Source organism: Nocardioides terrae (assembly GCF_900112345.1).
GTDB classification, from domain to species: Bacteria; Actinomycetota; Actinomycetes; order Propionibacteriales; family Nocardioidaceae; genus Nocardioides; species Nocardioides terrae.
This window is the reverse complement of the sequence record NZ_FOLB01000004.1, coordinates 60,775-83,231: the sequence shown is the minus strand read 5'-3', so window position 1 is coordinate 83,231 and position 22,457 is coordinate 60,775. Positions and strand designations below refer to the sequence as shown.

Here is a 22,457-nt window from a genome sequence, read left to right as displayed (position 1 = left end):
GACCGGCGCCGACGGTCGGTGCCGGCCCCTAGCGTCGGTCCCTCGGGAAGGAGTCGGCATGGACCGGATCGAGCTGCGACCACCGCCGGTGCTCGACCGCGCGGACGGCGGCGGGGCACTGCTGAGTGCCCTGCCCGTGCTCGGCAGCCTGGGCTCGATCGGGCTGGTGGCCACGATGGCGGGCGGCCCTCGGCAGTACGCCGGCATCGCGCTGTTCGTCGCCGCGGCGGTGCTGATCGCGGTGGCCCAGGTCGAGCGTCAACGCCGGCAGCGGAGCCGTTCGATCGATGCCGCCCGCCGGGACTACCTCGCCCATCTCGCCGACGTCCGCACCCGCCTCCGCGCCGCCGGCGACGGTCAGCGCGCCGCCGCACTGGCCCGGCACCCGCCACCTGCGGCGCTGGCCGCGCTCGTCGAGGGCGGTGCGTGGCGTCCCGGCGGCGGGAGGCAGGTCCGCTACGGTGCCGCCGACCTTCCGCTGGAGCGGGCGCCGACGTGCCCGGAGATCGGTGCGCGGGCGGACCCCTTCTGCGCCGCCGCCGTACGCCGGCTCGTCACGGCGTTCGAGACCTGGCCCGCGTTGCCCGCGACCGTCGACCTGCGCGGCACGAGGGTTCTGACCGCCCCCGCCGGCCTGGCGCGGGCCCTGGTCTGCTCGGCGGCGCTCACGCCGGACGTCGCCATCGGCGTCCTCGCCGCCACCGAGGCGGCATCGCGCTGGGAGTGGGTCAAGTGGCTGCCGCACTCGGCCGGCCGGGTCGACGACGGGGTCGGGCCGCGCCGATTGGTCGTAGGGACCGCCGAGGTGCTGTCCGCCCTGGCCCCGGAGGGGCGGCACCTGCTCCTCGTCGCCGACGGCGTGCCACCGCCCGCGCCGGGCCCCGCCATGACCGTGATCGCGGTGGCCGGCCGGTTCACCGTCGACGGCCGGACGGTTCCGGGCGTCGCCGACGACTGTCCGACGGAGGTGGCCGAGGCGTTCGGCCGCCGTCTCGCCGGGCGGGCACCGGCGCTCGCCGGCCAGCCCGACTGGTCACCGCGGCCGCCCGGCGACCGGCTCACCGTCGTGATCGGGACCTCGGACACCGGAGCCGACGTACGCCTCGACCTGAAGGAGGCGGCCCTCGGCGGCCACGGACCGCACGGCGCGGTCATCGGCGCGACCGGCTCGGGCAAGTCCGAGCTGCTCCGGGCGATGGTGCTGCGGCTCGCCCTCAGCCATCCGCCTGCCGAGCTCAACCTCGTCCTGATCGACTTCAAGGGCGGTGCCGCCTTCGACGGGCTCACCGGCCTGCCCCACGTCTCGGCGCTCATCACCAACCTCGCCGACGAGCTCGACCTGCTCGGCCGCACCGCGGAGGCGCTCACCAGCGAGCTCACCAGGCGACAGGAGCTCATCCGCGCCGCGGACGGCGATCGGGGCGGGCTGCCGACCCTGCTGGTCGTCGTCGACGAGTTCGCCGAGCTGCTCGCCGCCAGGCCCGACCTCGACGAGCTGTTCGTGACCATCGGCCGCCTCGGTCGCGGGCTCGGGATCCACCTGCTGGTCGCCTGCCAGCGGCTCGACGAGGGGCGCTGGCGCGGACTCGAGTCGCACCTCTCCTACCGCATCGGGCTGCGCACGTTCACCGCCGAGGAGTCCCGCGCGGTGCTGGGCGTCGTCGACGCCTACGAGCTCCCTGCGTCGCCCGGCCTCGGCTACCTCCGGACCGACCCGCGCACGCTCGTCCGCTTCCGGGCGCCGTACGTCGGCACGGTGCTGCGCCAGCCCCCCGACCCGCACCGGGTGCTGCCGTTCACCGCCGCCCCCGTCCAGGGCCCGCCCCCTCGCCCGGTCCCCGTCGTCGATGCGTGCGTGGCCGTCATGCAGGGGCGGGGCAGCGCCCATCGGATCTGGCTGCCGCCGCTGGACGTCCCGGCCACCCTCGGCGACCTCCTTCCCGAGGTGGCCGTGGACCCGGTGCGCGGGTTCGGGGTGCCGCGGGCGACCGTGCCGCTCGGCGAGATCGACCGGCCTTCCCGGCAGCGACGCGATCTGCTGGAGGTCGACCTGACCGCCGGCCACGTCGCGATCGTCGGCACGACCGGTAGCGGGCGCAGCACCCTGCTGCGGACCGCCGTCGCGGGGCTCGCCGTCACCCGGACGCCGCAGGAGGTCGCCGTCCACCTGCTCGACCTCGGCGGGGCGCTGGCGCCCCTCGCCGGCCTGCCCCACGTGACCGCCCGGGCCGGTCCGGACGAGCCCGAGCTGGCGGCGCGCATGGTGCGCGAGCTCCGACGCGGCCACCGCCGCCCGACGCTCCTGGTCGTCGACGACTGGGCGGCGCTGCGCTGCCACCTGCCCGACGTCGAGGAGGACGTGGCGCTCCTCGCGGCGCACGGTCGGGCGTCGGGCGTGCACCTGCTGGTCACGACCGGACGGTGGACGGACCTGCGGGCGGCGGTCCGGGACCTGTTCGACACCCGCCTCGAGCTCCGCCTCGCCGACCCGCTCGACTCGGAGGTCGACCGACGGCTCGCGGCCGCCGTGCCGCGCGACCGGCCCGGACGCGGCATCGTCGACGGCGCCCACTTCCTCGCCGCCGTCCCCCGCCTCGACACTTCGACGGATGCTCGGCCCGAGGCCCGACCCGCCGCCCGATCCAGCCAGCGACGCGCCGAGACGTCCGCCGACGCCGTGCTCACCGACCTCGTGGAGGCGGTGCGCCGACACTGGCCCGGCCCGACGCAGCCCCGGCTGCGAGCGCTGCCGGCAACTGTCCGGCTCGGGGAGCTGCCCGCGGCCGCCGGCGTCCGCCTCGGCATCTGCGAGGGCGATCACGCCGTGCTCACCCTGCCGCCGTCCGGCCATCTGGTCGTGCTGGGCGACGACGGGTCCGGCCGGACCAGCCTGCTACGCACGATCGTGCACGAGGTCGTCCGGGCCCATCCGGCGGATCGGATCGTCTTCCTCGACCCCCGCGCGACGTTGGCGGGGCGGCTCCCCGACCGGTCGATCCACGTCACCGGCGACCCGACGGCAGCCCTCGCCGTCGTGGCCGAGCAGCTGACCGGGATGCTGACTGGGATGCTGACCGAGGGGCCGGCCGCGCGACAGGCACCGGCCACCTCCACGTGGGTGCTCGCCGACGACGTCGATCTCGCTCCTGCCACCGCCTGGCAGCCGATCCTGCCCGTGCTCGCACGCTCCGCCGACGTCGGCCTCAGGCTCGTCGTCTCCCGCCGGGTCGGGGGTGCCGGCCGGGCGTTCTACGAGCCACTGCTCGCCACCCTTCGCGAGCTGGGCAGCCCCGGGGTGATCCTCTCCGGCAGCGCCGAGGAAGGTCCGCTGGTGACCGGTGTCCCAGCCCGCCCGGCCGACCCGGGACGGGCGCGATGGGCGCGCTCCCATCACGAGCCGACGGTCTTTCAGGCGGCGTACCTCGACCCCTAGGATTTGATCGATCCAACTGCTAATGTCGCCTAACCGGATAGACAAAGCGACGAGTCAACACCCAGCCGTAACCTGGCGTCAATCTCCCGGCGACGTCGAAGGTGCAGGCTGGCCGACGGACACCCGACAGCCAAGGAGGTTGAGATGGAGAATCCCACCACGACCGACCGGGACGACGACGCCGACCGCATCGTCCAGCAGCGGAGCAGGCTCAAGTCCCGCCACGCCAGCGCTCTCGCCAAGCTCATGATCGAGCGGGAGGACCTGCGTGGAACGCACGCGTTCGCCGACTTCATCGACGACTCGCTGCGCTGGTCTGCCTGACGACGGGACGTCCTGCGCTCTGGTCGCCCCACCGACCGGAGCGCAGGACGTCCGAACTCAGCGCTTCTTGAACATGCTGCGCATCAGCTCGCGCGCGGCGGTGTTCATCGCACTCTTGAACGCCGAGGACTTCACGACCTTCTCCAGCGTCGAGTCGTCGTCCTGGTGCGATCGGGGCCGGGACCGGGACTCCTTCGGGGCCTTCGCCTGCTTGGCGGCCACCTTCGCCTCCGCCTCGGCCCGCTCGGCAGCCTGGGCAGCGGCCATCTTCGACCCCAGCGACTCGGCGGCCGACGGGTTGTTCACGGCTGTCGCGTAGGTCGCATAGCTGGGCGACGCCTTCACCGCGGCATCGATGGCAGCCGGGTCGGTCGCAGCCATCAGCGACTCAGGCGCCCGCAGCCTCGTCCAGGCGACGGGCGTCGGTGCGCCGCGCTCGTTCATGACGGTCACGATCGCCTCGCCGATGCCGAGCGTGGTGATCACGGTGCCGAGGTCGTCGTACGACGAAGTCGGGTAGGTGTTGACGGTCTGCTTGAGCGCCTTGGCGTCGTTGGGGGTGTTGACCCGCAGCTGGTGCTGGATGCGCGACCCCAGCTGAGCCAGGACGTCCTCGTGGATGTCGGTCGGCGACTGGGTCACGAAGAAGACGCCCACGCCCTTGGAGCGGATCAGCCGGACGGTCCGGGTGATCGTGTCGAGGAACTCCTTCGACGCCCCGTCGAAGAGCAGGTGCGCCTCGTCGAAGAAGAAGACCAGCTTCGGCTTGTCGGGGTCACCGACCTCGGGGAGCTTGCGGAAGAGGTCGGCGAGCAACCACATCAGGAACGTCGAGAAGATCGCCGGACGGTCGGCGAGGTTGGGCAGCTCGAGCAGCGACACCCGGCCGCGGCCGTCACCCTCGACCGCGAGGAACTCCGCGGAGTCGAAGGCCGGCTCGCCGAAGAACGCCTCGGCGCCCTGGTCCTGGAAGGCGATCAGCTCGCGGAGGATGACCCCGACGGTCGCCGAGGAGAGGCCGCCCAGCCCGGTGAGGTCGGCCTTCCCCTGATCGCTGGTGAGGTACTGCAGCACGGCCCGCAGGTCGGCGAGGTCGATCAGCGGGAGCGAGGCGTTCTTGGCGTAGTGGAAGACCAGGCCGAGCGAGGACTCCTGGGTGTCGTTGAGCTCCAGCACCTTCGCGAGCAGGGTGGCGCCGAAGGTCTCGACGGTCACCCGCACCGGGATGCCGCTGCCGACGCCGCCGAGCGCGTAGTACTGCACCGGGAAGGTCTTCGGGGACCACTGCTGGCCCACCGAGGCGGCCCGCGCCGCGAGCTTGTCGCTCGGGGTGCCGGGCGACGCCAGCCCGGACAGGTCGCCCTTGATGTCGGCGGCGAAGACGGGGACGCCGTTGGCGGAGAGCTGCTCGGTGATGAGCTGCAGCGTCTTGGTCTTGCCGGTTCCGGTCGCCCCGGCCACCAGACCGTGGCGGTTGAGCATGCCGAGCGGGATCCGGATGTGGACGTCGCTGAGGTTCTCGGCGTCGAGCATCAACCCGCCGAGCTCGAGTGCGGTGCCGTCGAACTCGTAGCCCGGCCGCACGGCTGCGACCACCGGGTTGTCCGGCTCCGCGGGGGCCGTAGCAGGCTCCGTCGGAGCGACAGCGGTCTCGGCGGGCCGGCCGTCGGGTTCGGGCGCGGCAGGCGTCTCGGTCATGCGGCTGAGCCTAAGGCGCAACCCTCCGCAGTCGTTATAGTCGCGAAGGTGATCTTCAAGCGTGTGGGCGACGGGCGCCCCTACCCCGATCACGGGCTGTCGCCGAAGCAGTGGGCGGCCGTGCCGCCGCGTCAGATCCGGCTCGACGAGCTGGTCACGACCAAGGACACGCTGCAGCTGGCGGCGCTGCTCGACGAGGACTCCACGTTCTACGGCGACCTCTTCGCCCACGTGGTCGAGTGGAACGGCGAGCTCTACCTCGAGGACGGCCTCCACCGCGCCCTGCGCGCCGCGCTGCAGCAACGGCACATCCTGCACGCCCGCGTGCATACGATCGAGGACCGCACGACGTGACCCAGGCAGTGAAGACCACTGTCACACTCGCCGTGCTCGCAGCACTGTTGGGGTTCGGCGCCTCGTGGGGCTGGTCGGCGCTCACCGCACCACTTCCGGAGCTGGCCGACGCGCCCACCTGTGTCGAGACGCCCATCGAGGCCGGCGACACCATCACGCCCGAGCGGGTGACCGTCAGCGTGCTCAACGCGGGCAAGCGGGTCGGGCTCGCGACCCGCACGATGACCGCCCTCACCGGGCAGGGCTTCAACAAGGGCGACAGGGGCAACGCGCCGAGCGGCACGGACGTCGGCAACGCCCAGATCTGGACCGACGACCCCGGCAGCCCGGCGGTCGCGCTCGTCGCCAGCCGGATCCCCAAGGTCAGGGTCGTGCAGCGCGACGTCGACCAGGTCGGCGTCGTCCTCGTCGTGGGCGACAAGTTCGACACGGTCAGCGGAGGCGTCGCCTCGGTCGAGGCGGCGAAGGGTACGACGATCTGCTCACCGCCGACCTGACGCGGCCGGCCGGCGGGCGGGTCAGGGATCGTCGCGGAGCCACTGCGCGAGCCGCCCGTGACGGCTCACCTGACGCAGCCGTCGCTCGGTCTGCTCGCGGACGCCGCGCGGGGTGACGACGAGGACGTCGTCGAGCGCGCGGAGCACCGTCCGTTTCTCCGGCACCATCGCGTCGCCGTCCCTCACGACGAGCGAGACCGAGGCCCCGCGCGGCAGGCGCAGCTCGCCGACCTCGACGCCGTGGAGCTGCGACCCCGGCGTGACGGTGATCTGCAGCAGGTCGGCCGCCACCCGCTCGAGCGGTGCCGCCTCCAGGTCCAGGGCGCGCGGGTCCGAGGGCCGCGCCACGCCGAGCAGACGCGCGACGGCGGGTAGCGACGGCGCGGTCAGCAGGGTGTAGACGACCACCATCACGAAGACGAGGTCGAAGAGTCGCTCCGCGCCGGGCACCTCCTCCGCCAGCGGGATCGTCATGAGCACGACGGGTACGGCGCCGCGCAGGCCCGCCCACGACAGGAACGCCCTCTCCTGCCACCTCAGCCGGGCGCCCAGCCCGCTGACGAGCACCGACAGCGGCCGGGCGACGACCGTCAGCACGAGACCGGCCGCGAGGGCGAGGCCGACCGTGTGCCAGGAGATCCGGCCGGGCGAGAGGAGCAGCCCGAGCATGACGAAGAGACCGATCTGGGCCAGCCAGGCGAGCCCCTCGGCGAACGACCTCGTCGCCCTGCGGTGCGGCAGCTCGGCGTTGCCGAGCACGAGCGCGGCGACGTACACGGCGGCGAAGCCGCTGCCGTGGGTGAACCCGCCCAGCCCGTAGGCCAGGAGGGTCAGGATCAGGACGGCGAGCGGGTAGAGGCCGGTCGACGGCAGCGCCGCCCGGCGCATCAGCCAGGCGCCGCCGAAACCGACGGCGAGGCCGACGAGGGTGCCCTCGACCAGCTCGTAGGCGACCAGGCCGCCCACCATCCACAGCGGACGGTCGTCGACGGTCCCGCTCGCGATGATCGACACCAGCACGACGGTCGGGGCGTCGTTGAGCCCCGACTCGGCCTCGAGCGCGCCCATGATCCGCTGGGGCAGGGGGACGACGCGGAGCACGGAGAAGACCGCAGCGGCGTCGGTCGGCGCGGTCACCGCACCGAGCAGGACGGCGAGCCGCCAGTCCAGGCCGAGCAGGTAGTGCCCGGCCAGCGCGACGACGGTGACGGTGATGGCCACTCCGACGGTGGCCAGCGAGATGCCGAGCCGCAGCGACCCGCGCAGCGAGCGCCACTCGGTCGTGAGACCACCCTCGGCGAGGATGAGCGCCAGCGCGGCGAACCCGAGCGCGTGGGCGACCTCCGCGTCCTCGAACTGGATCCCGAGGCCCGACTCGCCGAGTGCGACGCCCATGAGCAGGTAGACCAGCAGCGTCGGCAGGCCGGTCCTCGACGAGACCCGCACCGCGAGGATCGCGAAGATCGTCACGGCGGCGCCCACCACCACGAACGTGTCGAGCTGATGGACGTCGAAGCTCATGTCACCTCACTTCAGGGGGTGGCGGGCTCTGATCCTACCGAGACGGATTACGGTCGCCCTCATGGACGACCGTTGGGCCGCCGCCTCGCGTGCGAACGTTCCGCCCTTCCACGTGATGGACATGATCGCTGCCTCCGAGCTGCGCCGCCGAACCCACGGGGACGCGCTCAACCTGCTGTCGGGCCAGCCCTCCACCGGGGCTCCCGCCGCCGTCGCGCAGGAGGCGGTGCGGCTGCTGCAGTCGGGCGACCCGCTCGGCTACACCCCGGCGACGGGCATCCTCGAGCTCCGCATGGAGATCGCGCGCCACTACGGCACGCGGTACGGCCTCGACGTCTCGCCCGACGACGTCATCGTGACGACCGGAGCCAGCGGCGGCTTCCTGCTGGCCTTCCTCGCCGCCTTCGAGGTGGGCGACCGGGTGGCGATGGCCCGGCCCAACTACCCGTGCTACCGCAACGTGCTGCAGGCGCTCGGCTGCGAGGTCGTCGAGGTGGAGACGGGGCCCGAGACACGGTTCCAGCCGACCGTCGAGCAGCTCGCCGCGATCCCCGACCTCAAGGGCGTCCTGCTCGCCTCGCCCGCCAACCCGACCGGCACGATGGTCCTGCCCGAGGAGCTCGCCGCGATCGCGGGCTGGTGCGAGGACAACCGGGTGCAGCTGATCTCCGACGAGATCTACCACGGGATCGAGTACGCGCCCGCCGGCCGGCACCTCGCCCGCTGCGCCTGGGAGGCGTCGCGCGAGGCGGTCGTCTTCGGCAGCTTCAGCAAGTACTTCTCGATGACCGGCTGGCGCATCGGCTGGCTGCTCGCACCCCGCCGGCTGCGCCGCCCGATCGACGTCCTCACCGGCAACTTCACGATCTGCCCGCCGGCGCTGGCCCAGCGGGCCGCCGTACGCGCGTTCACACCCGAGTCGATCGCCGAGCTCGACGCGCACGTCACGCGGTACGCCGCCAACCGGACCCTCCTGCTCGAAGGGCTGCCGCGGCTCGGGATCACGCGGCTCGCGCCCGCCGACGGCGCGTTCTACGTGTACGCCGACGTGAGCCACCTGACCGACGACTCGATGGCCTTCGCCCACCACCTGCTCGCCACCACCGGGGTCGCCGTGGCGCCGGGCATCGACTTCGACACCACCGACGGCCGCTTCCTGCGGCTGTCCTTCGCCGGGGAGGGGGCCGAGATCAGCGAGGCCTTGGAGCGGTTGTCCACAGCCCTCGCCGGCTGAGGTTTCCGCTGTCGGTCCGGCCGGGCACAGACCACCAGGGCCGGTGAGGAGGAGACCATGCAGGCAGAGCCCTTCGAGATCCGGGCGCTCGCCCACCGGGTCCGGGCGCAGGGGGCCGCCACGTCCGCTGCGGCGGATGCGCTGGCCGGCCGGGCCAGGGACATCGGATGGACCGGCCTGGCCGGGGCGGCGATGGTCGGCCGCACCACGGCCCAGGCGCGGATCCTCGGCGAGATCGCCGACCAGCACGACACGGCGGCCCGCGCACTGGAGGCCCATGCTGCGGCGGTGGAGCAGTCGCTCGCCCTCATCGCCGAGATCGAGCGGCGGGTGCACACGGCGATGGCGGGAGCCCGCTGCCGGGTCCGACGGTTCCTCGACGGGGTGCTCGACAGCCTGGACCCCGTCGACGACGCGCTCGCCAGCTTCGTCCCGCCACCGCCCGGCAGCCCGGACTGGTTGCACGTGCGGATCCCGGGCCTCTCCCTTCCCGGACTTCCGTGGTGACCGGCGACGACGCGCGGATCACGCGGGTCACCGAGGGCGGCGAGATCCAGCTGCCCTACGCCGATGTGCTGACGCTCGCCGGGTCGGTGGAGGAGACCGGCCACGGGGCTCTGCACGCGGCGACCCGGGCAGGCGCCGTGGCGACCTCGCCGCACCTGCTCGCCTCGGCGCCCTTCTCGCCAGCCACGGCGGCCGCCGCCGAGGCGGCGCTCGTGGGCCTCGGCGCCGCCCTCACCGCGTGGTCGGGCGCGACCGTGCTCGACGCACAGGCGGTCAGGCAGGCGGCCCACCTACTGGCGGAGGCCGACGACGTCGCCCAGGTCGGCCTGCTCAACCTGGAGCACACCGTGGCGGCCTCCTACGGCAGGGAGGGCGTGGCACCGGTGGTCAGGCCGACCGGCCTGGAGGTCCGGTCGTCCACCACGGCCCCGGCCGACCTCGCCTCGCTCATCGAGCACGTCGGTCAGCTCAACGACCTCTCCGACGCCGACCACCCGGGCAACAAGGGCACGATCGAGGTCCAGACGGTCACCGCCGCCGACGGGACCCGGCGCCACATCGTCTACCTCCCGGGCCTCGACGACTTCGACCCCGTCAGCGTCGACGGCGACGTCCGGGACGTCGGCGCCGCGGTCGCCCTGGAGGCCGGGGTGCCCACGGCGTACGGCGCCGGGGTGGTCCAGGCCTTGCACGACGCCGGCGTCCGGCCCGACGAGGACGTGCTGATCGTCGGCCACAGCCAGGGAGGGATGCAGGCGGCGGCGCTGGCCGTGCAGGGGACGCCCTACCACCTCACGCAGGTCGTGACGGCCGGCTCGCCCGTGGTCCCCGGGCACCTCCACCCCGGCGTCCACGTCCTCTCACTGGAGCACCAGGGCGACGGGATCCCGCTGCTCGACGCCGGCTCGGCGGACCACTCGGCACACCACGTCACGGTGACCTTCGCCGAGGGCCACAGCCCCGACCCGTTCGGCAACCACGACGCCAGCCACTACGTCGCCGGCGCCCACGCGGCCGAAGCGAGCACCGACCCCGTCGTGCACGAGGCGGTCGCCGACCTCGACCCCTTCCTCGCCCATCCGGGCGAGGAAGTGGAGAGCACCGTCTTCCAGATCACCCGGGGCGACGGGCGGTGAGCGTCAGAGGATGTCGTGCACGAACTCCGTGAGCTGGGTGAGGTTCCGGCACTCCACCATCGGCACCACGGCGGCGTAGTCGGATGCGGCGGAGTCACCGGTGTCCCAGCTCCGGCGTGCCTCCGGGTTGAGCCACCACGCGTGCCGGGCTGCTTCCCGCATGCGGCGCAGGGTGGGGAGCGAGAGGTCGCTGTAGTTCGAGCGCGCGTCGCCGAGGATGAGCAGCGACGACTTCGGTCCCAGGGCGTCCGGGTGGTCCTCGAGGAAGCGCGCGAAGGCCCGGCCGTAGTTGGTGCGGCCGAAGCGGGCGGCGTGGGAGGTCGCGTCGGCGAGCCTCGTCATGGTGTCGACGAGGTCCGCCCCGGGCGCGAAGTGGTCGGTCACCTCGTGGATGTCGTCGACGAAGGTGAACGCCCGCACCTTGCCCAGCTGCTCGCGCAGCGCGAAGACGAGCATCAGCGTGAAGGAGGCGAAGTTGGCCACCGAACCGCTGACGTCGCAGAGGATGACGAGCTCGGTGCGGTGCGGTCGCTTCGGCCGGTGGTGGGTCGTGAGCGGGACACCGCCAGTGCCGATCGACGCGCGCACGGTCCGCCGCATGTCCAGCGCACCGCGTCGCCGGGCGTGCTTCTCCTGGGTGAGCCGCGTCGCCAGCCGGCGCGCGAGCGGGTAGATCTCGCGGCGCAGCGCCTCGAGGTCGACCCGTCGCGCGGAGAGGAAGTCGAGCCGGTCGATGGTCGGCCGGACGGTGATCCGGGCGATCTGGTCGGGGCCCTTCTCCTCGGCGATCCGCCGCCGGGCGTCCGCCTCCACCATCTGCTGGTAGGAGCCGACCCGCGTGGACGCGGCGCGCACGGCCGCCTCCTCGCCCCAGCCGATGCGGCGCAGGCCCTCGATGAGCTTGAGGGTGAGCTCGTCGGTCGAGAGCCGCCGCAGGGTGGTGTACGCCGACCAGCTGCTCATTCCCGGCCCGCGACCCGGCATCGCGCCGAACCGGCCGACCGCCTCGCTGGCGAGCTGCCGCAGACGCTCCAGGTCGTCGGCCTCGAGGGCGTCGGCGAGCTCCTCGGTGAAGGCGGCCAGGTCGGCGGCCGAGTCGCGGACCGCCGGCTGGTCCTGCGCGGCGTCGGCGCGGGCGACGCCCTCGCCGACCATCCGCGGGAAGTAGATCTCGAAGTACTCGTCGAACGTCTCGCGCTGGCTCTGGCGCTTCAGCAGCGTGGCGGCGTAGGTGTCGTGGACCTGCTGGCGCTCGCCCCACCCGACCAGGCCGAGCGCAGCGACCGCGTCGAGATCCTCCGACAAGGAGACCGGCATCCCCGCGGCCCGGAGGGCCTCGAGGAAGGCGATGTGCCGGTCGAGCAGGGTCATCGCAGCTTCAGCTCCCGCACCGCCCGATCGGTGTCGGACGCGTGCTTGAGCACCACGCCGAGGGTGTCGTCGATCGCCATGGCGTCGAGGTCGTCGATGTGCAGCGCGAGCAGGGTGCGCGCCCAGTCGACCGTCTCGGCGATCGACGGCGCCTTCTTGAGCTCGAGGTCGCGCAGCCGGGCGACCGCGCTGACCAGCTGGGTCGCCACCTTGTCGTCGAGGTCCGGCACCTGGGAGGTGACGATCGCCCGCTCGCGCTCGGTGTCCGGGTAGTCGAGGTGCAGGTAGAGACAGCGCCGCTTGACCGCCTCGGACAGCTCCCGCGAGGCGTTGGAGGTGAGCACCACGAACGGCCGGCGGGTCGCCGCGACCGTGCCGAGCTCGGGGATCGTCACCTGGAAGTCCGAGAGCACCTCGAGCAGCAGGCCCTCGACCTCGACGTCGGTCTTGTCGACCTCGTCGATGAGCAGCACGGTCGGCTCGGAGCGCCGGATCGCGGTGAGCAGCGGCCGGGTGAGCAGGAACTCCTCGGAGAAGATGTCGTCGTGGGTCTCCTCCCACGCCTGGCCATCGTTGGCGGCCTGGATGCGGAGCAGCTGCTTCTTGTAGTTCCACTCGTAGAGTGCGCGGGCCTCGTCGAGACCCTCGTAGCACTGCAGCCGGACGAGGTCGGCGCCCGTCGCGCGCGAGACCGCCTTGGCGAGCTCGGTCTTGCCGACGCCCGCCGGCCCCTCGACCAGCAGCGGCTTCTCGAGCGCACCGGCGAGGAACGCGGTCGTCGCCGTGGCCGGGTCCGCCAGGTAGCCGACCTCGCCCAGCCGGGTCGTCGCGTCAGAGGGGGAGGAGAACCACACCATGCCCGCCATCCTCCCCCACCGACCCGACGGTGTCGGCGGAGCCGTCAGGCGAGCTCCGCGGCCACCCCGCGATAGAGCTCCAGCACGGCCGCGAGCGCGGCGCGGTCGCCGGTCACCGACAGCGCGCCGTCGTGCTCGAGCGCGTCGAGCGGCGCCATCCCGAAGACGGCGGCCGTCCAGGCGGTGGAGTCGCCGGTCACCGTGGCGTCGGGGGCCTCCACCGTCCCCTCGACGAGCTCGAAGGAGCGCCGCCGCCACCGCAGCCGATACCGGCGTACGCCGGCCGCGGGCCGCCGCACGTCGACGAGCTCGAGCCCGAGCTCGACGGGTCGGGGCGCCTGGGGCGACGGAGGCGTCATCGTGCGCATCGCGACGATCGCACCGTCGGGCGTCATGCCGGCGCCGGCGACGGGGAACCCGGCCGACGCGTGGGCCCATCGCCCGAGCGCCGCCATCACCGCCTCGAGCCCACTGCCCCACGGGGTGAGCCGGTAGGCGCGGGTCCGAGCCAGGTCGTCGAGCGTGACCTGCTCGACGACGCCGGCGTCGGCGAGGTGACGCAGTCGGTCGGTCAGCACAGCCGGAGTGATCCCGACGACTGCCGACTGCAGGTCGCCGAAGCGGCGCGGGCCGAGCATCAGCTCGCGCGCGATGATCAGGCTCCAGCGGTCGCCGACCACGTCCAGGGCGTGCGCCGTGGCGCAGGCATCACCGAGGTCGGCGTACGTCTTCTTCGGAGGCAACTCCACCAACTATCTTCACAAGAGTCCACGCTATGTTTAATGTATCACCTGTGCTGATGAGATCGCTGCCCCTCGAGTTCGTCAAAGCGGGCACCCGATGACCGCGGACTCGGGCCAGCCGAAGATCGCGCCCTCACCGCCGGTCATGGACGTTCTCGCGACCGGGCTCGGTCTCGTCGAGTCTCCCCGCTGGCACGCCGGACGGCTGTGGTTCAGCGACTGGACCGCCGGGCGGATCCACACGATCGACGCCGACGGCCACCTCGACACGGTCGTGGAGCATCGCTCGCTGCCGCTCTGCTTCGACTTCCTGCCCGACGGACGGCTGGTGCTGGTGTCCACGCCGGAGCGCGCGCTGCTGACGCTCGAGGCCGACGGCAGCCTCAGCACGTACGCCGACCTGGCCGGCCTGTCGGCGTACGGCTGCAACGACATCGTGGTCGACGGGCGGGGCAATGCCTACGTCAACGGCGCGGACTTCGACTTCGCCACCGGACCGCCCGCCGGTGGCCGGCAGCCGGGCTTCGTGGCGCTGGTGCGCCCGGACGGCACGGCGACCCGGGTCACGGACGACCTGGCGTTCCCGAACGGCATGGCCGTGAGCGCCGACGGCCGGACGCTCGTCGTCGCCGACTCCTACCGCTCCGAGCTCGTCGGCTTCGACATCGCCGACGACGGGACCCTGTCCGGTCGACGGGTGTGGGCGGCGCTCGGCACCGACAACCCCGACGGGATCTGTCTCGACGCCGAGGGCGCCGCCTGGTACGCCGACGTCCCCCACCAGCACTGCGTCCGCGTGACTGAGGGCGGCGAGGTGCTCGCCACCGTCCCGGTCGACCGTGGCGCGTTCGCCTGCATGCTCGCCGAGGCGAGCGACCTCCACATCGTCGGCGCCCGCTGGCCCGGGGCAGCCGGCCTGACCACCTATGCCGACTGGGACGGGCGCGTCTGGCGTGTCGCCGTGCCGGTCGGCGGAGCGGGATGGCCGGCGCGATGAGCCGCAACGCGATCATCTTCCACGGGACCGGAGCGCGGCCGGAGTACCTCTGGTACCAGTGGCTCGCGATGCGGCTGGAGGCGCGCGGCTACACCGTCTCCCTGCCGCACCTCCCCGGCATCAACGTCGAGCCGATCGATGCCTTCCTGCCCCGGGCTCTCGAGGCACACGCCTACGACGAGGACACGGTGGTCGTCGGGCACTCGGGCGGCGCCGCGCTGATCCTGGCGCTGCTCGAGCGGCTGGACGTCACCGTCGCCCAGGTGGTGCTCGTCGCGGGCTACTCCACGCCACCGAACGACAACGAGGAGCCGGTGCTCCGCCCGGCGTACGACTGGGACGCGATCCGCAGCCACGCCCGGGACCTCTGGTTCGTCAACTCGGTGGTCGATCCCTACGGCTGCGACGCGGCGCAGGGCCGTGTGCTGCTGGACCGGCTCGGCGGCACGCTGGTCGTCCGCCCGGAAGGCCACTTCGAGGTGGCCACGCTCGACCTCGTCGACCGGATCGTGGGGTGAGGCAATGCAGATGACGACTGTCGGTGGCTTGTGGTGGGCTGGTCCGGAGACGAAGGAGTGCCCATGATCCACGCACGCGGACTCAGCCACACGTTCCAGTCCGGGCAGGGGAAGAACAAGAAGGACGTCCTGGCCGTCGACGGCGTCGACCTCGACGTCTCCGAGGGCGAGGTCGTCGGATTCCTGGGGCCCAACGGCGCCGGCAAGACGACGACCCTCCGCATCCTCACCACTCTGCTCAAGCCGACCGCGGGCACCGCCACCGTCGCGGGCTACGACGTCGCCAGCCAGGCCGTCCAGGTGCGCCGCAGCATCGGCTACTGCTCGCAGGTCGGCTCCACCTTCTCCGGGGCCTACGCCGGTGACGAGGTCGTCGACCACGGGATGCTCTACGGCATGTCCAAGCGCGACGCCGTCGCCAAGGGGCAGGAGCTCTTCGACCGGCTGCAGCTCGAGGGGCTGTGGCGGCGCAAGCCCAAGAACATGTCCGGCGGCCAGAAGCGCCGCCTCGACATCGTGATGGCGCTCATCCACTCGCCCGGCCTGGTCTTCCTCGACGAGCCCACCACGGGTCTCGACCCCCAGGCGCGCGCCAACCTGTGGGACCACATCGCCGGCCTGCGGTCGACGCAGGGCGTGACGGTCTTCCTCACGACCCACTACATGGACGAGGCCGATGTGCTCGCCGACCGGATCCTCATCATCGACAAGGGCCGCATCGTGGCCAGCGACACCCCCGACAACCTCAAGGCGGCCGTCTCCGGCGACCTGGTCGACCTCGAGGTGGCCACCGACGAGCAGGTCGCCGTCGCTCGCGACAAGCTCGGCACGATCGCCGACAGCGTCGAGGTGTCCGACCGTCACGTGCGCGGGCGGGTCCCCCGGGCCGGCAAGGCGGTGCCCGGCCTCCTGCGCGACCTGGATCTCTCGGGGGTCTCCCTGGAGTCGATCGAGGTCGTCCGGCCCACCCTCGACGACGTCTTCCTCACCGTCACCGGCCGCTCCCTGCGCGACGCGGAGGCCGCGACCGAGCCGGCACAGCTCGAAGGAGTCACCCCATGAGCTTCCTGCGCGAGTCGTCGATCGTGTTCAACCGCCAGCTGCGGATGAACCTGCGCAACCCCGCCTGGGTCCTCATCGGCATCTTCCAGCCGGTCCTCTACCTGCTGCTCTTCGGCCCGCTGCTCAAGCCGATGATCGAGAACCTCGGCGGCAACGCCTACACGTGGTTCGTCCCCGGGATGCTGGTCCAGCTCGGGATCTTCGGGGCGTTCTTCGCCGGCTTCAGCCTCATCGGCGAGTGGCGGGAGGGGGTCATCGAGGCCGAGCGGGTCACCCCGGCGAGTCGGGCCGCCCTGCTCTTCGGTCGGCTCTGGCGCGACCTCCTGCAGCTGCTGGTCCAGGCGCTCGTGCTCGTGCTGCTCGGCTGGATCCTGGGGATGGACGCCAGCGTCGGGGGCGTCGTGATCGGGATCCTGCTCACGCTCCTGCTCGGCGGGGCCTGCGCGGCCGCCTCCAACGCCTTCGCCCTGACGACCAAGAGCGAGGACGTGATGGCGCCGGTCATCAACCTGGTGATGATGCCGGTGCTGCTGCTCAGCGGGATCCTGCTGCCGATGAGCTTCGGCCCCGGCTGGCTCGAGCGGCTCAGCGACTTCATGCCCATCAAGCACATCGTCAACGCGGTGCGCGAGTCGTTCTTCGGCACCTTCGACGCGAGCGCGATGGCCTGGGGCGTGGGCTGGTCGGTCGTGCTCTTCGGGCTGTGCATCTGGTGGGGCACCGCGGTGTTCAAGAAGGAGAACGCCTGACCGATGTCGCGTCAGCGCCCACCCGCGGGGAGAGCGCCGGCCAGCGCGGCGAGGTCGTCGACGACATACGTCGGCGCGGCGATCGCGCCGAACGGTCGCCGACCCTCGCGCGCGACGAAAGCGGTGGCCATCCCGACCGCCGCGGCACCGGCGACGTCCCAGTCGTGGGCCGCGACGAGCACGGCGTCCGCGGCCGCGACGCTCTCCCGCTCGAGCACGTGCCGGTAGGGCTCGGGCGCGGGCTTCAGCCTGCCGACCGTGTCGGCCGAGTAGACCGCATCCACCAGGCCAGTCAGACCGCTGTTGTCCAGCTGGGCGTGGGCGACGTCGAGCACCGAGTTCGTCAGTGTGACCACCCGATGACCCGCCTCGCGCAGCGACCGCAGGCCGGGCGCCACGTCGGGATGCGGAGGAAGGCCGGCGATGCCCGCCGAGAGACGGTCGATCACTCCGTCGTCCACCTTCCGACCGCTCGCCGCCGCCAGGTCCTGCAGGGCGGCCACCGCGAGGCGGCCGAACGCGACGTACTCGCCTGCCGCCGTCAGGGTCAGCGCGCTGCGCACCATCCGGTCGAACCAGGCCCGCCGCGACGCAGTCACCTCCGCGTGGGCGCCGGGGTCCACCCCCAGGGCATCGCCGACGACGGCGTCGAGCGGGTCGAGGTCGAGCAGGGTCTCGTTGACGTCGAGGACGAGGAGCATGGGACTTCCTTCGGAACGGCGTGCGTCGGCACCACCACGGTACGACGCTCGGCATGCCTCTCAGCGCGCGTTCAGCACCCGGTGGCACCCTGGTGCCGTGACCAGCCCTGCCGCGACCAAGCCGCGCGTCCTCGTCGTCGACGACGACAAGGCCGTCCGCGAGTCGCTGCGGCGGTCGCTGGAGTTCAACGGGTACGCCGTCTCGCTGGCCGGTGACGGCGCCGAGGCGCTCGCCGTGATCTCATCGGCGCGCCCCGACGTGGTCGTGATGGACGTGATGATGCCGCGGCTCAACGGCCTCGAGGCCACCCGCGCTCTGCGCACGGCCGGCAACGACGTGCCGATCATCGTGCTCACCGCACTCGACGCGGTCGGTGACCGGGTCGACGGCCTCGACGCCGGCGCCGACGACTACCTGACCAAGCCGTTCGCCCTGCCCGAGCTGCTCGCCCGGCTGCGCGCGCTGCTCCGGCGTGCCGTCCCGGTCGAGGGCGCGGACGACGAGGTCCTGTCCTTCGCCGACCTCACGATGAACGTCGCCACCCGCGAGGTGACCCGCGGCCCGCGTCGCATCGACCTGACCCGCACCGAGTTCACGCTGCTCGAGATGTTCCTGCGCCGTCCGCGCCGCGTCCTCGAGCGCTCCTTCATCCTCGAGGAGGTCTGGGGCTTCGACTTCCCGACCACCGCCAACTCGCTGGAGGTCTACGTCGGCTACCTGCGCCGCAAGACCGAGGCCGAGGGTGAGACGCGGCTGATCCACACCGTGCGCGGCGTCGGCTACGTGCTGCGCACGGGCGACTCGTGACGGCCCCCCGATGACCGCCGCGCTCGTCGAGCGGATGCCTGACGGCACCTGGCACTACCGCCGCTCGCTCGCCAGCCGCGTCACGATCCTCACCGCGCTCGCGGTGGGCCTCGTCGTGGCCGGCCTGTCCGCGGGCATCTACCTCACCCTGCGGATGCAGCTGACGTCGAACCTCGACGACTCGCTCCTCGAGCGGGCCCAGCTCGCGGCCCGCTCGTCGACCCTGCAGGAGCTCACCCAGGCCGAGATCCCGGCCGCCGCGCTCGGCGCCGCCGACATCCGCATCGCGATCCTCTACTCCACCGCCAACGTCCACATCACCGACCGCGCGGACGCCGGCGTCTTCACCCGCCTCACGAACGCCGAGCTCGCCGTCGCGACGGGTCGGAGCAGCTCCAGCATCCGCACGATCTCGGTCGACGGGGAGCGCTACCGCGTCGTCACCGTGCCGACGACCGTGTCCGGCCAGGCACTCGTGCTCGCCCAGTCCCTCGAGCCGCAGGAGCGCCTCCTGCACAGGCTCGGGATCGTGATGCTCCTCTTCGGCCTGTTCGGGGTGATCGTCGCCGCGCTGGCCGGCTGGGGCGTCGCGATCAACGGGCTGCGGCCCGTCCGCCGACTGACCCGGTCGGTCGAGGAGGTCTCCCCCACCGACCTGGCGCCGCTCCCCGTCGAGGGAGACGACGAGATCGCCCGGCTCGCCTCCGCCTTCAACGGTCTGCTCGCCGCGCTGGCGGCCTCGCAGGACCGCCAACGCCAGCTCATCGCCGACGCCGGCCACGAGCTGCGCACGCCGCTCACGTCGATGCGCACCAACATCGACCTGCTGACCCAGGCCGACCTGGCGCTCGAGCCCCAGCAGCGGGCCGAGCTGCTCTCCGACGTACGCGCTCAGATGGAGGAGCTGACCTCGCTGATCGGCGACCTCGTCGAGCTCGCCCGCGACGAGCCCCTCGCCCCCGTCGTCGAGGCGGTCGGGCTGCACGAGATCGTCGACCACGCGGTCGCGCGGGTGCGGCTGCGGGCGCCGTCGGTGACCTTCGCCGTGGACGCCGACCCCTGGTGGGTCGTCGGCGAGGCCAACGCGCTGGAGCGGGCGATCACCAACCTGCTCGACAACGCGGCGAAGTGGAGCCCGCCGGAGGGCTCGGTCCACGTCACGCTGCGCGACGGCACCGTCACCGTCGACGACCACGGCCCCGGCATCGCCGTGGACGACCGCCCGCACATCTTCGACCGGTTCTACCGGGCCGCCGAGTCCCGTTCGATGCCCGGCTCCGGCCTCGGTCTCTCGATCGTGCGGCAGACCGCCGAGCGACACGGCGGCACGGTGGCCGCCGAGGCCGCGCCGTCCGGTGGCGCGCGGCTGGTGCTGCGCGTCCCCGGCTCCCCCCGTCCGATGCCGAAGGAGGCCCCCCGCCGGTGACCCACCGACGCCCGACCGCCCTGCTCCTGGGCGGTCTCACCACCCTGTCCGCGCTCCTCGCCGGCTGCTCGTCCGACGACTCGCCGTCCGCACACGCGACGCCGACGTCGGCGGCCGGTTCACCGACCGGCTCACCGAGCAGCGCACCCAGCGCCGCCGCCCCCACGCTCAACCCGTGCGACGCCGTCGACGTGGCGGCGGTGTCCCGCGTGCTCGGGTCGAAGCTCACCAAGGAGACCGGCACCGCCGCGGCGCCCCGCTGCACCCTGACGCCGGTGGAGAAGGGCGGACCGGCCTTCGACCTGTCCTACCTCTGGTTCGACCAGGGCCTGGAGGCGGCGTGGTCGTCGATGCAGGTCCCGGCCGGCACGGTCTCGCGGCCGACCGTCCCGGGCGCCGACGACGCACGCCTGGTCGTCAACGACTCCGGGTCGGCGTACGCCGTCACCGCGTTCCTGCAGAACGGCAAGCTGATCCAGAGCGTCAACGCGCTCGCGCTCGCGCCGTACGACGGCCCGAAGGTCCTGCACGCGACGAAGCTGCTCCTCCGCCAGCTGTCCGCCAGCCGCTCCTGACCCCTCCAGGATCACGACCCGGGCGTCAGGGGTTGGTCGTGGTCCCCGTCTCCCGCCACGACCGCTCGAACGGCAGCCGCCACGCCCGGGGGGCGATGAGCTGGTGGATGGCGTTGGGACCCCACGAGCCGGGGGCGTAGAGGCGCACCGGCGGCGGGTTGTCGAGCAGCGGCTGGGAGATCGCCCAGAGCGTCTCGATGCCCTCCGCGCTGGTGAAGAGGGTGTGGTCGCCGCGCATGGCGTCGTGGATCAGCCGCTCGTAGGCCTCGAGCACGCCGACCGACGAGGACGTCTCGCTGGTCGCGAACTGCATCGAGAGCTTCTCGAGCTTCATGCCCGTGCCGGGCCGCTTGCCGTAGAACGACAGCGACATCTTCGACTGGTCGGCCAGGTCGAAGGTCAGGTGGTCGGGCCCCTGCGTGCCCGCGTTGGAGCCGGCGGGGAACATCGTCAGCGGGGGCTCCTTGAACGCGATCGAGATGATCCGCGCCCCCTCGGCGAGCTTCTTGCCGGTGCGCAGGAAGAACGGGACGCCCGCCCACCGCCAGTTGTCGATGATGACCTTGAGCGCGATGAACGTCTCGGTGTCGGAGTCGTCGGCGACCTCGTTCTTGCCGCGGTAGCCCTGGTACTGCCCGCGCACGACGTCGGCGGGGTCGATCGGCCGGATCGACCGGAAGACCTTGTTCTTCTCGTCGCTGATCGGATCCGGCGCCAGCGAGGTCGGCGGCTCCATCGCCATGAACGCCAGGATCTGCATCAGGTGGGTGACCACCATGTCGCGGTAGGCGCCGGTCCCCTCGTAGAAGGCCGTGCGGCCCTCGAGCCCGAGCGTCTCGGGGACGTCGATCTGGACGTGGTCGATGAAGTTGCGGTTCCAGATCGGCTCGAAGAGGCCGTTGGCGAACCGGAAGGCGAGGATGTTCTGCGCGGCCTCCTTGCCCAGGAAGTGGTCGATGCGGAAGATCTGCTCCTCCGCGAAGACCTGGTGCACCGCCTCGTTGAGGACCATCGCGGAGGCGAGGTCGGTGCCGAACGGCTTCTCCATGATGATCCGCGCCCGCTCGACCAGGCCGGCCTCGTCGAGCTCGTGGATGACGTCGAGCGCGGCCTTCGGCGGCACGGAGAGGTAGTGCAGCCGCTGCGCCGGCCCGCCCAGCATCTTCTCGGCGCCCTCGACGACCTCGGCCAGCGCGTGCGCGCCGTGGGAGGTCGGGACGTAGCAGAGCATCTTGGCGAACGGAGCCCAGCGCTGGTCGGTGACGACGCCCTTGCCGAACTCCTCGCAGGCGTCCCGCGCGAGCTTGACGAACCCCTCGGTGTCGATCTCCTCCAGCGAGGTGCCGACGATCATGGCGTCGGTGAGCAGCCCCGCCTCGAAGAGCCGCAGCAGGCCGGGCAGCAGCTTCCGGCGCGCCAGGTCCCCCGTCGCTCCGAACAGCACGATCACGTGCGGCTGAGCCATGTCGTCCACGTTAGTCCTCTCCTGTTGCGTCACCGTTGCGCGCTTCTCATCATCGGTGAACGATCACTGACCGCGCCATGCGAAGAGGCAGAGCGTGTGTCCCGCCGGATCGGTGAACACGCGCAGCGGCTCCTCCGGGTCATCCATCCGGTCCAGGCGTACGACGGCCCCGAGCTCGGTCGCCCGGCGGTGCTGCTCCTCGAGCTCCTCGACGCTGTCGACGAGGAAGTCGAGGTGCAGCTGCTGCGGCACTGCCGCGTCCGGCCAGGTCGTCGGCGTGACCGACTCCGTGCGCTGGAACGCGATCCGCATGCCGTTCGGGCCGACGAGCGTCCGCCAGCCCAGGCCGTCGGGGTCGTCGGGGTCGTCGGGGTCGTCGGCGCTCTCGGCGTAGCTCCACCCGAGCAGCTCGCGGTAGAACTCAGCCAGGCGCGGCACGTCAGTCGTGTCGAGCACGACGTTGCGCAGCGAGATGCCCATG

Annotated in this window: 22 protein-coding genes; 14 read left to right on the top strand and 8 right to left on the bottom strand. The window is 72.5% G+C overall.

What is annotated here, in order from left to right:
* Nucleotides 1-58 precede the first annotated feature (58 nt).
* Both BM236_RS06755 and BM236_RS06750 read left to right on the top strand, forming a co-directional pair.
* Nucleotides 59-3,433, top strand: a complete 3,375-nt coding sequence (locus tag BM236_RS06755) for an FtsK/SpoIIIE domain-containing protein (protein WP_091121740.1) — start codon at nt 59-61, stop codon at nt 3,431-3,433.
* Between the two features lie 144 nt (nt 3,434-3,577).
* Nucleotides 3,578-3,757, top strand: coding sequence for a hypothetical protein (locus tag BM236_RS06750; protein WP_091121738.1), 180 nt, complete (start codon nt 3,578-3,580; stop codon nt 3,755-3,757).
* 57 nt (nt 3,758-3,814) lie between these two features.
* Here the strand turns inward: BM236_RS06750 and BM236_RS06745 are convergent, their stop codons facing one another.
* Nucleotides 3,815-5,455 carry a helicase HerA-like domain-containing protein gene (locus BM236_RS06745; protein ID WP_091121733.1) on the bottom strand — a complete coding sequence of 547 codons (1,641 nt, stop codon included), beginning with the start codon at nt 5,453-5,455 and terminating at the stop codon, nt 3,815-3,817.
* A 48-nt stretch (nt 5,456-5,503) separates the two neighbouring features.
* Here BM236_RS06745 and BM236_RS06740 point away from each other — a divergent pair, with 48 nt between their 5' ends.
* The gene (locus tag BM236_RS06740) at nt 5,504-5,809 is read left to right on the top strand and encodes a type II toxin-antitoxin system VapB family antitoxin (RefSeq protein WP_091121730.1); all 306 of its coding nucleotides are present in this window, start codon (nt 5,504-5,506) and stop codon (nt 5,807-5,809) included.
* Nucleotides 5,806-6,306 carry a LytR C-terminal domain-containing protein gene (locus tag BM236_RS06735; protein ID WP_091121727.1) on the top strand — a complete coding sequence of 167 codons (501 nt, stop codon included), beginning with the start codon at nt 5,806-5,808 and terminating at the stop codon, nt 6,304-6,306. Before BM236_RS06740 ends, BM236_RS06735 begins: the two co-directional genes overlap by 4 nt.
* A 21-nt stretch (nt 6,307-6,327) precedes the next feature.
* On the opposite strand, the gene BM236_RS06730 is transcribed toward BM236_RS06735, so the two are convergent.
* Nucleotides 6,328-7,827, bottom strand: a complete 1,500-nt coding sequence (locus BM236_RS06730; protein WP_091121726.1) for a potassium/proton antiporter — start codon at nt 7,825-7,827, stop codon at nt 6,328-6,330.
* Between the two features lie 61 nt (nt 7,828-7,888).
* Between BM236_RS06730 and BM236_RS06725 the strand changes: the two genes are divergently transcribed.
* From BM236_RS06725 to BM236_RS06715, 3 genes are read left to right on the top strand one after another with little or no spacing between them, the layout of a single operon-like run.
* A complete protein-coding gene (locus BM236_RS06725) occupies nt 7,889-9,061 on the top strand; it encodes a pyridoxal phosphate-dependent aminotransferase (RefSeq protein ID WP_091121723.1) in 1,173 nt (390 codons plus the stop codon).
* A 57-nt stretch (nt 9,062-9,118) separates the two neighbouring features.
* On the top strand, nt 9,119-9,568 hold the full coding sequence (locus tag BM236_RS06720; RefSeq protein ID WP_091121721.1) for a hypothetical protein: 450 nt from the start codon (nt 9,119-9,121) through the stop codon (nt 9,566-9,568).
* Nucleotides 9,565-10,704 carry a hypothetical protein gene (locus BM236_RS06715; protein ID WP_139230047.1) on the top strand — a complete coding sequence of 380 codons (1,140 nt, stop codon included), beginning with the start codon at nt 9,565-9,567 and terminating at the stop codon, nt 10,702-10,704. Before BM236_RS06720 ends, BM236_RS06715 begins: the two co-directional genes overlap by 4 nt.
* Nucleotides 10,705-10,707: 3 nt before the next feature.
* On the opposite strand, the gene BM236_RS06710 is transcribed toward BM236_RS06715, so the two are convergent.
* From BM236_RS06710 to BM236_RS06700, 3 genes are read right to left on the bottom strand one after another with little or no spacing between them, the layout of a single operon-like run.
* Nucleotides 10,708-12,075: a vWA domain-containing protein gene (locus BM236_RS06710; RefSeq protein ID WP_091121716.1), complete on the bottom strand. Its 1,368-nt coding sequence runs from the start codon at nt 12,073-12,075 to the stop codon at nt 10,708-10,710.
* The gene (locus BM236_RS06705; RefSeq protein ID WP_091121713.1) at nt 12,072-12,941 is read right to left on the bottom strand and encodes an AAA family ATPase; all 870 of its coding nucleotides are present in this window, start codon (nt 12,939-12,941) and stop codon (nt 12,072-12,074) included. Before BM236_RS06705 ends, BM236_RS06710 begins: the two co-directional genes overlap by 4 nt.
* A 35-nt stretch (nt 12,942-12,976) precedes the next feature.
* On the bottom strand, nt 12,977-13,681 hold the full coding sequence (locus tag BM236_RS06700; RefSeq protein WP_091121712.1) for a winged helix-turn-helix transcriptional regulator: 705 nt from the start codon (nt 13,679-13,681) through the stop codon (nt 12,977-12,979).
* A 91-nt stretch (nt 13,682-13,772) separates the two neighbouring features.
* Between BM236_RS06700 and BM236_RS06695 the strand changes: the two genes are divergently transcribed.
* The 4 genes from BM236_RS06695 (at nt 13,773) to BM236_RS06680 (ending at nt 17,001) form a co-directional block, all read left to right on the top strand.
* Nucleotides 13,773-14,672, top strand: a complete 900-nt coding sequence (locus BM236_RS06695; RefSeq protein ID WP_217645251.1) for an SMP-30/gluconolactonase/LRE family protein — start codon at nt 13,773-13,775, stop codon at nt 14,670-14,672.
* Nucleotides 14,669-15,190, top strand: a complete 522-nt coding sequence (locus tag BM236_RS06690) for an RBBP9/YdeN family alpha/beta hydrolase (RefSeq protein ID WP_091122233.1) — start codon at nt 14,669-14,671, stop codon at nt 15,188-15,190. Before BM236_RS06695 ends, BM236_RS06690 begins: the two co-directional genes overlap by 4 nt.
* Nucleotides 15,191-15,253: 63 nt before the next feature.
* Nucleotides 15,254-16,252 carry an ATP-binding cassette domain-containing protein gene (locus BM236_RS06685; protein ID WP_091121709.1) on the top strand — a complete coding sequence of 333 codons (999 nt, stop codon included), beginning with the start codon at nt 15,254-15,256 and terminating at the stop codon, nt 16,250-16,252.
* A complete protein-coding gene (locus tag BM236_RS06680; protein ID WP_091121707.1) occupies nt 16,249-17,001 on the top strand; it encodes an ABC transporter permease in 753 nt (250 codons plus the stop codon). Before BM236_RS06685 ends, BM236_RS06680 begins: the two co-directional genes overlap by 4 nt.
* Nucleotides 17,002-17,012: 11 nt before the next feature.
* Here BM236_RS06680 and BM236_RS06675 read toward each other — a convergent pair whose 3' ends face one another.
* On the bottom strand, nt 17,013-17,702 hold the full coding sequence (locus BM236_RS06675; RefSeq protein ID WP_091121704.1) for a haloacid dehalogenase type II: 690 nt from the start codon (nt 17,700-17,702) through the stop codon (nt 17,013-17,015).
* A gap of 97 nt (nt 17,703-17,799) precedes the next feature.
* Between BM236_RS06675 and BM236_RS06670 the strand changes: the two genes are divergently transcribed.
* The 3 genes from BM236_RS06670 to BM236_RS06660 are packed head-to-tail and all read left to right on the top strand — an operon-like array spanning nt 17,800 to nt 20,511.
* Nucleotides 17,800-18,510 (top strand): response regulator transcription factor, encoded by a 711-nt coding sequence (locus BM236_RS06670; protein ID WP_245750182.1) that lies wholly within the window; start codon nt 17,800-17,802, stop codon nt 18,508-18,510.
* A 10-nt stretch (nt 18,511-18,520) separates the two neighbouring features.
* Nucleotides 18,521-19,936: a sensor histidine kinase gene (locus BM236_RS06665; RefSeq protein WP_091121699.1), complete on the top strand. Its 1,416-nt coding sequence runs from the start codon at nt 18,521-18,523 to the stop codon at nt 19,934-19,936.
* A complete protein-coding gene (locus tag BM236_RS06660; RefSeq protein ID WP_091121696.1) occupies nt 19,933-20,511 on the top strand; it encodes a DUF3558 family protein in 579 nt (192 codons plus the stop codon). The genes BM236_RS06665 and BM236_RS06660 overlap by 4 nt, the downstream gene beginning before the upstream one ends.
* Before the next feature lie 25 nt (nt 20,512-20,536).
* On the opposite strand, the gene zwf is transcribed toward BM236_RS06660, so the two are convergent.
* A complete protein-coding gene (gene zwf / locus BM236_RS06655; RefSeq protein WP_091122231.1) occupies nt 20,537-21,976 on the bottom strand; it encodes a glucose-6-phosphate dehydrogenase in 1,440 nt (479 codons plus the stop codon).
* 63 nt (nt 21,977-22,039) lie between these two features.
* Nucleotides 22,040-22,456, bottom strand: coding sequence for a VOC family protein (locus BM236_RS06650; RefSeq protein ID WP_091121694.1), 417 nt, complete (start codon nt 22,454-22,456; stop codon nt 22,040-22,042).
* Between the last annotated feature and the right edge of the window lies 1 nt (nt 22,457).

What these genes read in the sequence shown, in the direction of transcription:
- BM236_RS06650 (WP_091121694.1), bottom strand. Translation starts at nt 22,456, where the DNA reads ATGGGCATCTCGCTGCGCAACGTCGTGCTCGACACGACTGACGTGCCG.
- BM236_RS06730 (WP_091121726.1), bottom strand. Translation starts at nt 7,827, where the DNA reads ATGAGCTTCGACGTCCATCAGCTCGACACGTTCGTGGTGGTGGGCGCC.
- BM236_RS06725 (WP_091121723.1), top strand. Translation starts at nt 7,889, where the DNA reads ATGGACGACCGTTGGGCCGCCGCCTCGCGTGCGAACGTTCCGCCCTTC.
- BM236_RS06745 (WP_091121733.1), bottom strand. Translation starts at nt 5,455, where the DNA reads ATGACCGAGACGCCTGCCGCGCCCGAACCCGACGGCCGGCCCGCCGAG.
- zwf (WP_091122231.1), bottom strand. Translation starts at nt 21,976, where the DNA reads ATGGCTCAGCCGCACGTGATCGTGCTGTTCGGAGCGACGGGGGACCTG.
- BM236_RS06690 (WP_091122233.1), top strand. Translation starts at nt 14,669, where the DNA reads ATGAGCCGCAACGCGATCATCTTCCACGGGACCGGAGCGCGGCCGGAG.
- BM236_RS06695 (WP_217645251.1), top strand. Translation starts at nt 13,773, where the DNA reads ATGACCGCGGACTCGGGCCAGCCGAAGATCGCGCCCTCACCGCCGGTC.
- BM236_RS06680 (WP_091121707.1), top strand. Translation starts at nt 16,249, where the DNA reads ATGAGCTTCCTGCGCGAGTCGTCGATCGTGTTCAACCGCCAGCTGCGG.
- BM236_RS06750 (WP_091121738.1), top strand. Translation starts at nt 3,578, where the DNA reads ATGGAGAATCCCACCACGACCGACCGGGACGACGACGCCGACCGCATC.
- BM236_RS06755 (WP_091121740.1), top strand. Translation starts at nt 59, where the DNA reads ATGGACCGGATCGAGCTGCGACCACCGCCGGTGCTCGACCGCGCGGAC.
- BM236_RS06720 (WP_091121721.1), top strand. Translation starts at nt 9,119, where the DNA reads ATGCAGGCAGAGCCCTTCGAGATCCGGGCGCTCGCCCACCGGGTCCGG.
- BM236_RS06705 (WP_091121713.1), bottom strand. Translation starts at nt 12,941, where the DNA reads ATGGCGGGCATGGTGTGGTTCTCCTCCCCCTCTGACGCGACGACCCGG.
- BM236_RS06710 (WP_091121716.1), bottom strand. Translation starts at nt 12,075, where the DNA reads ATGACCCTGCTCGACCGGCACATCGCCTTCCTCGAGGCCCTCCGGGCC.
- BM236_RS06665 (WP_091121699.1), top strand. Translation starts at nt 18,521, where the DNA reads ATGACCGCCGCGCTCGTCGAGCGGATGCCTGACGGCACCTGGCACTAC.
- BM236_RS06675 (WP_091121704.1), bottom strand. Translation starts at nt 17,702, where the DNA reads ATGCTCCTCGTCCTCGACGTCAACGAGACCCTGCTCGACCTCGACCCG.
- BM236_RS06685 (WP_091121709.1), top strand. Translation starts at nt 15,254, where the DNA reads ATGATCCACGCACGCGGACTCAGCCACACGTTCCAGTCCGGGCAGGGG.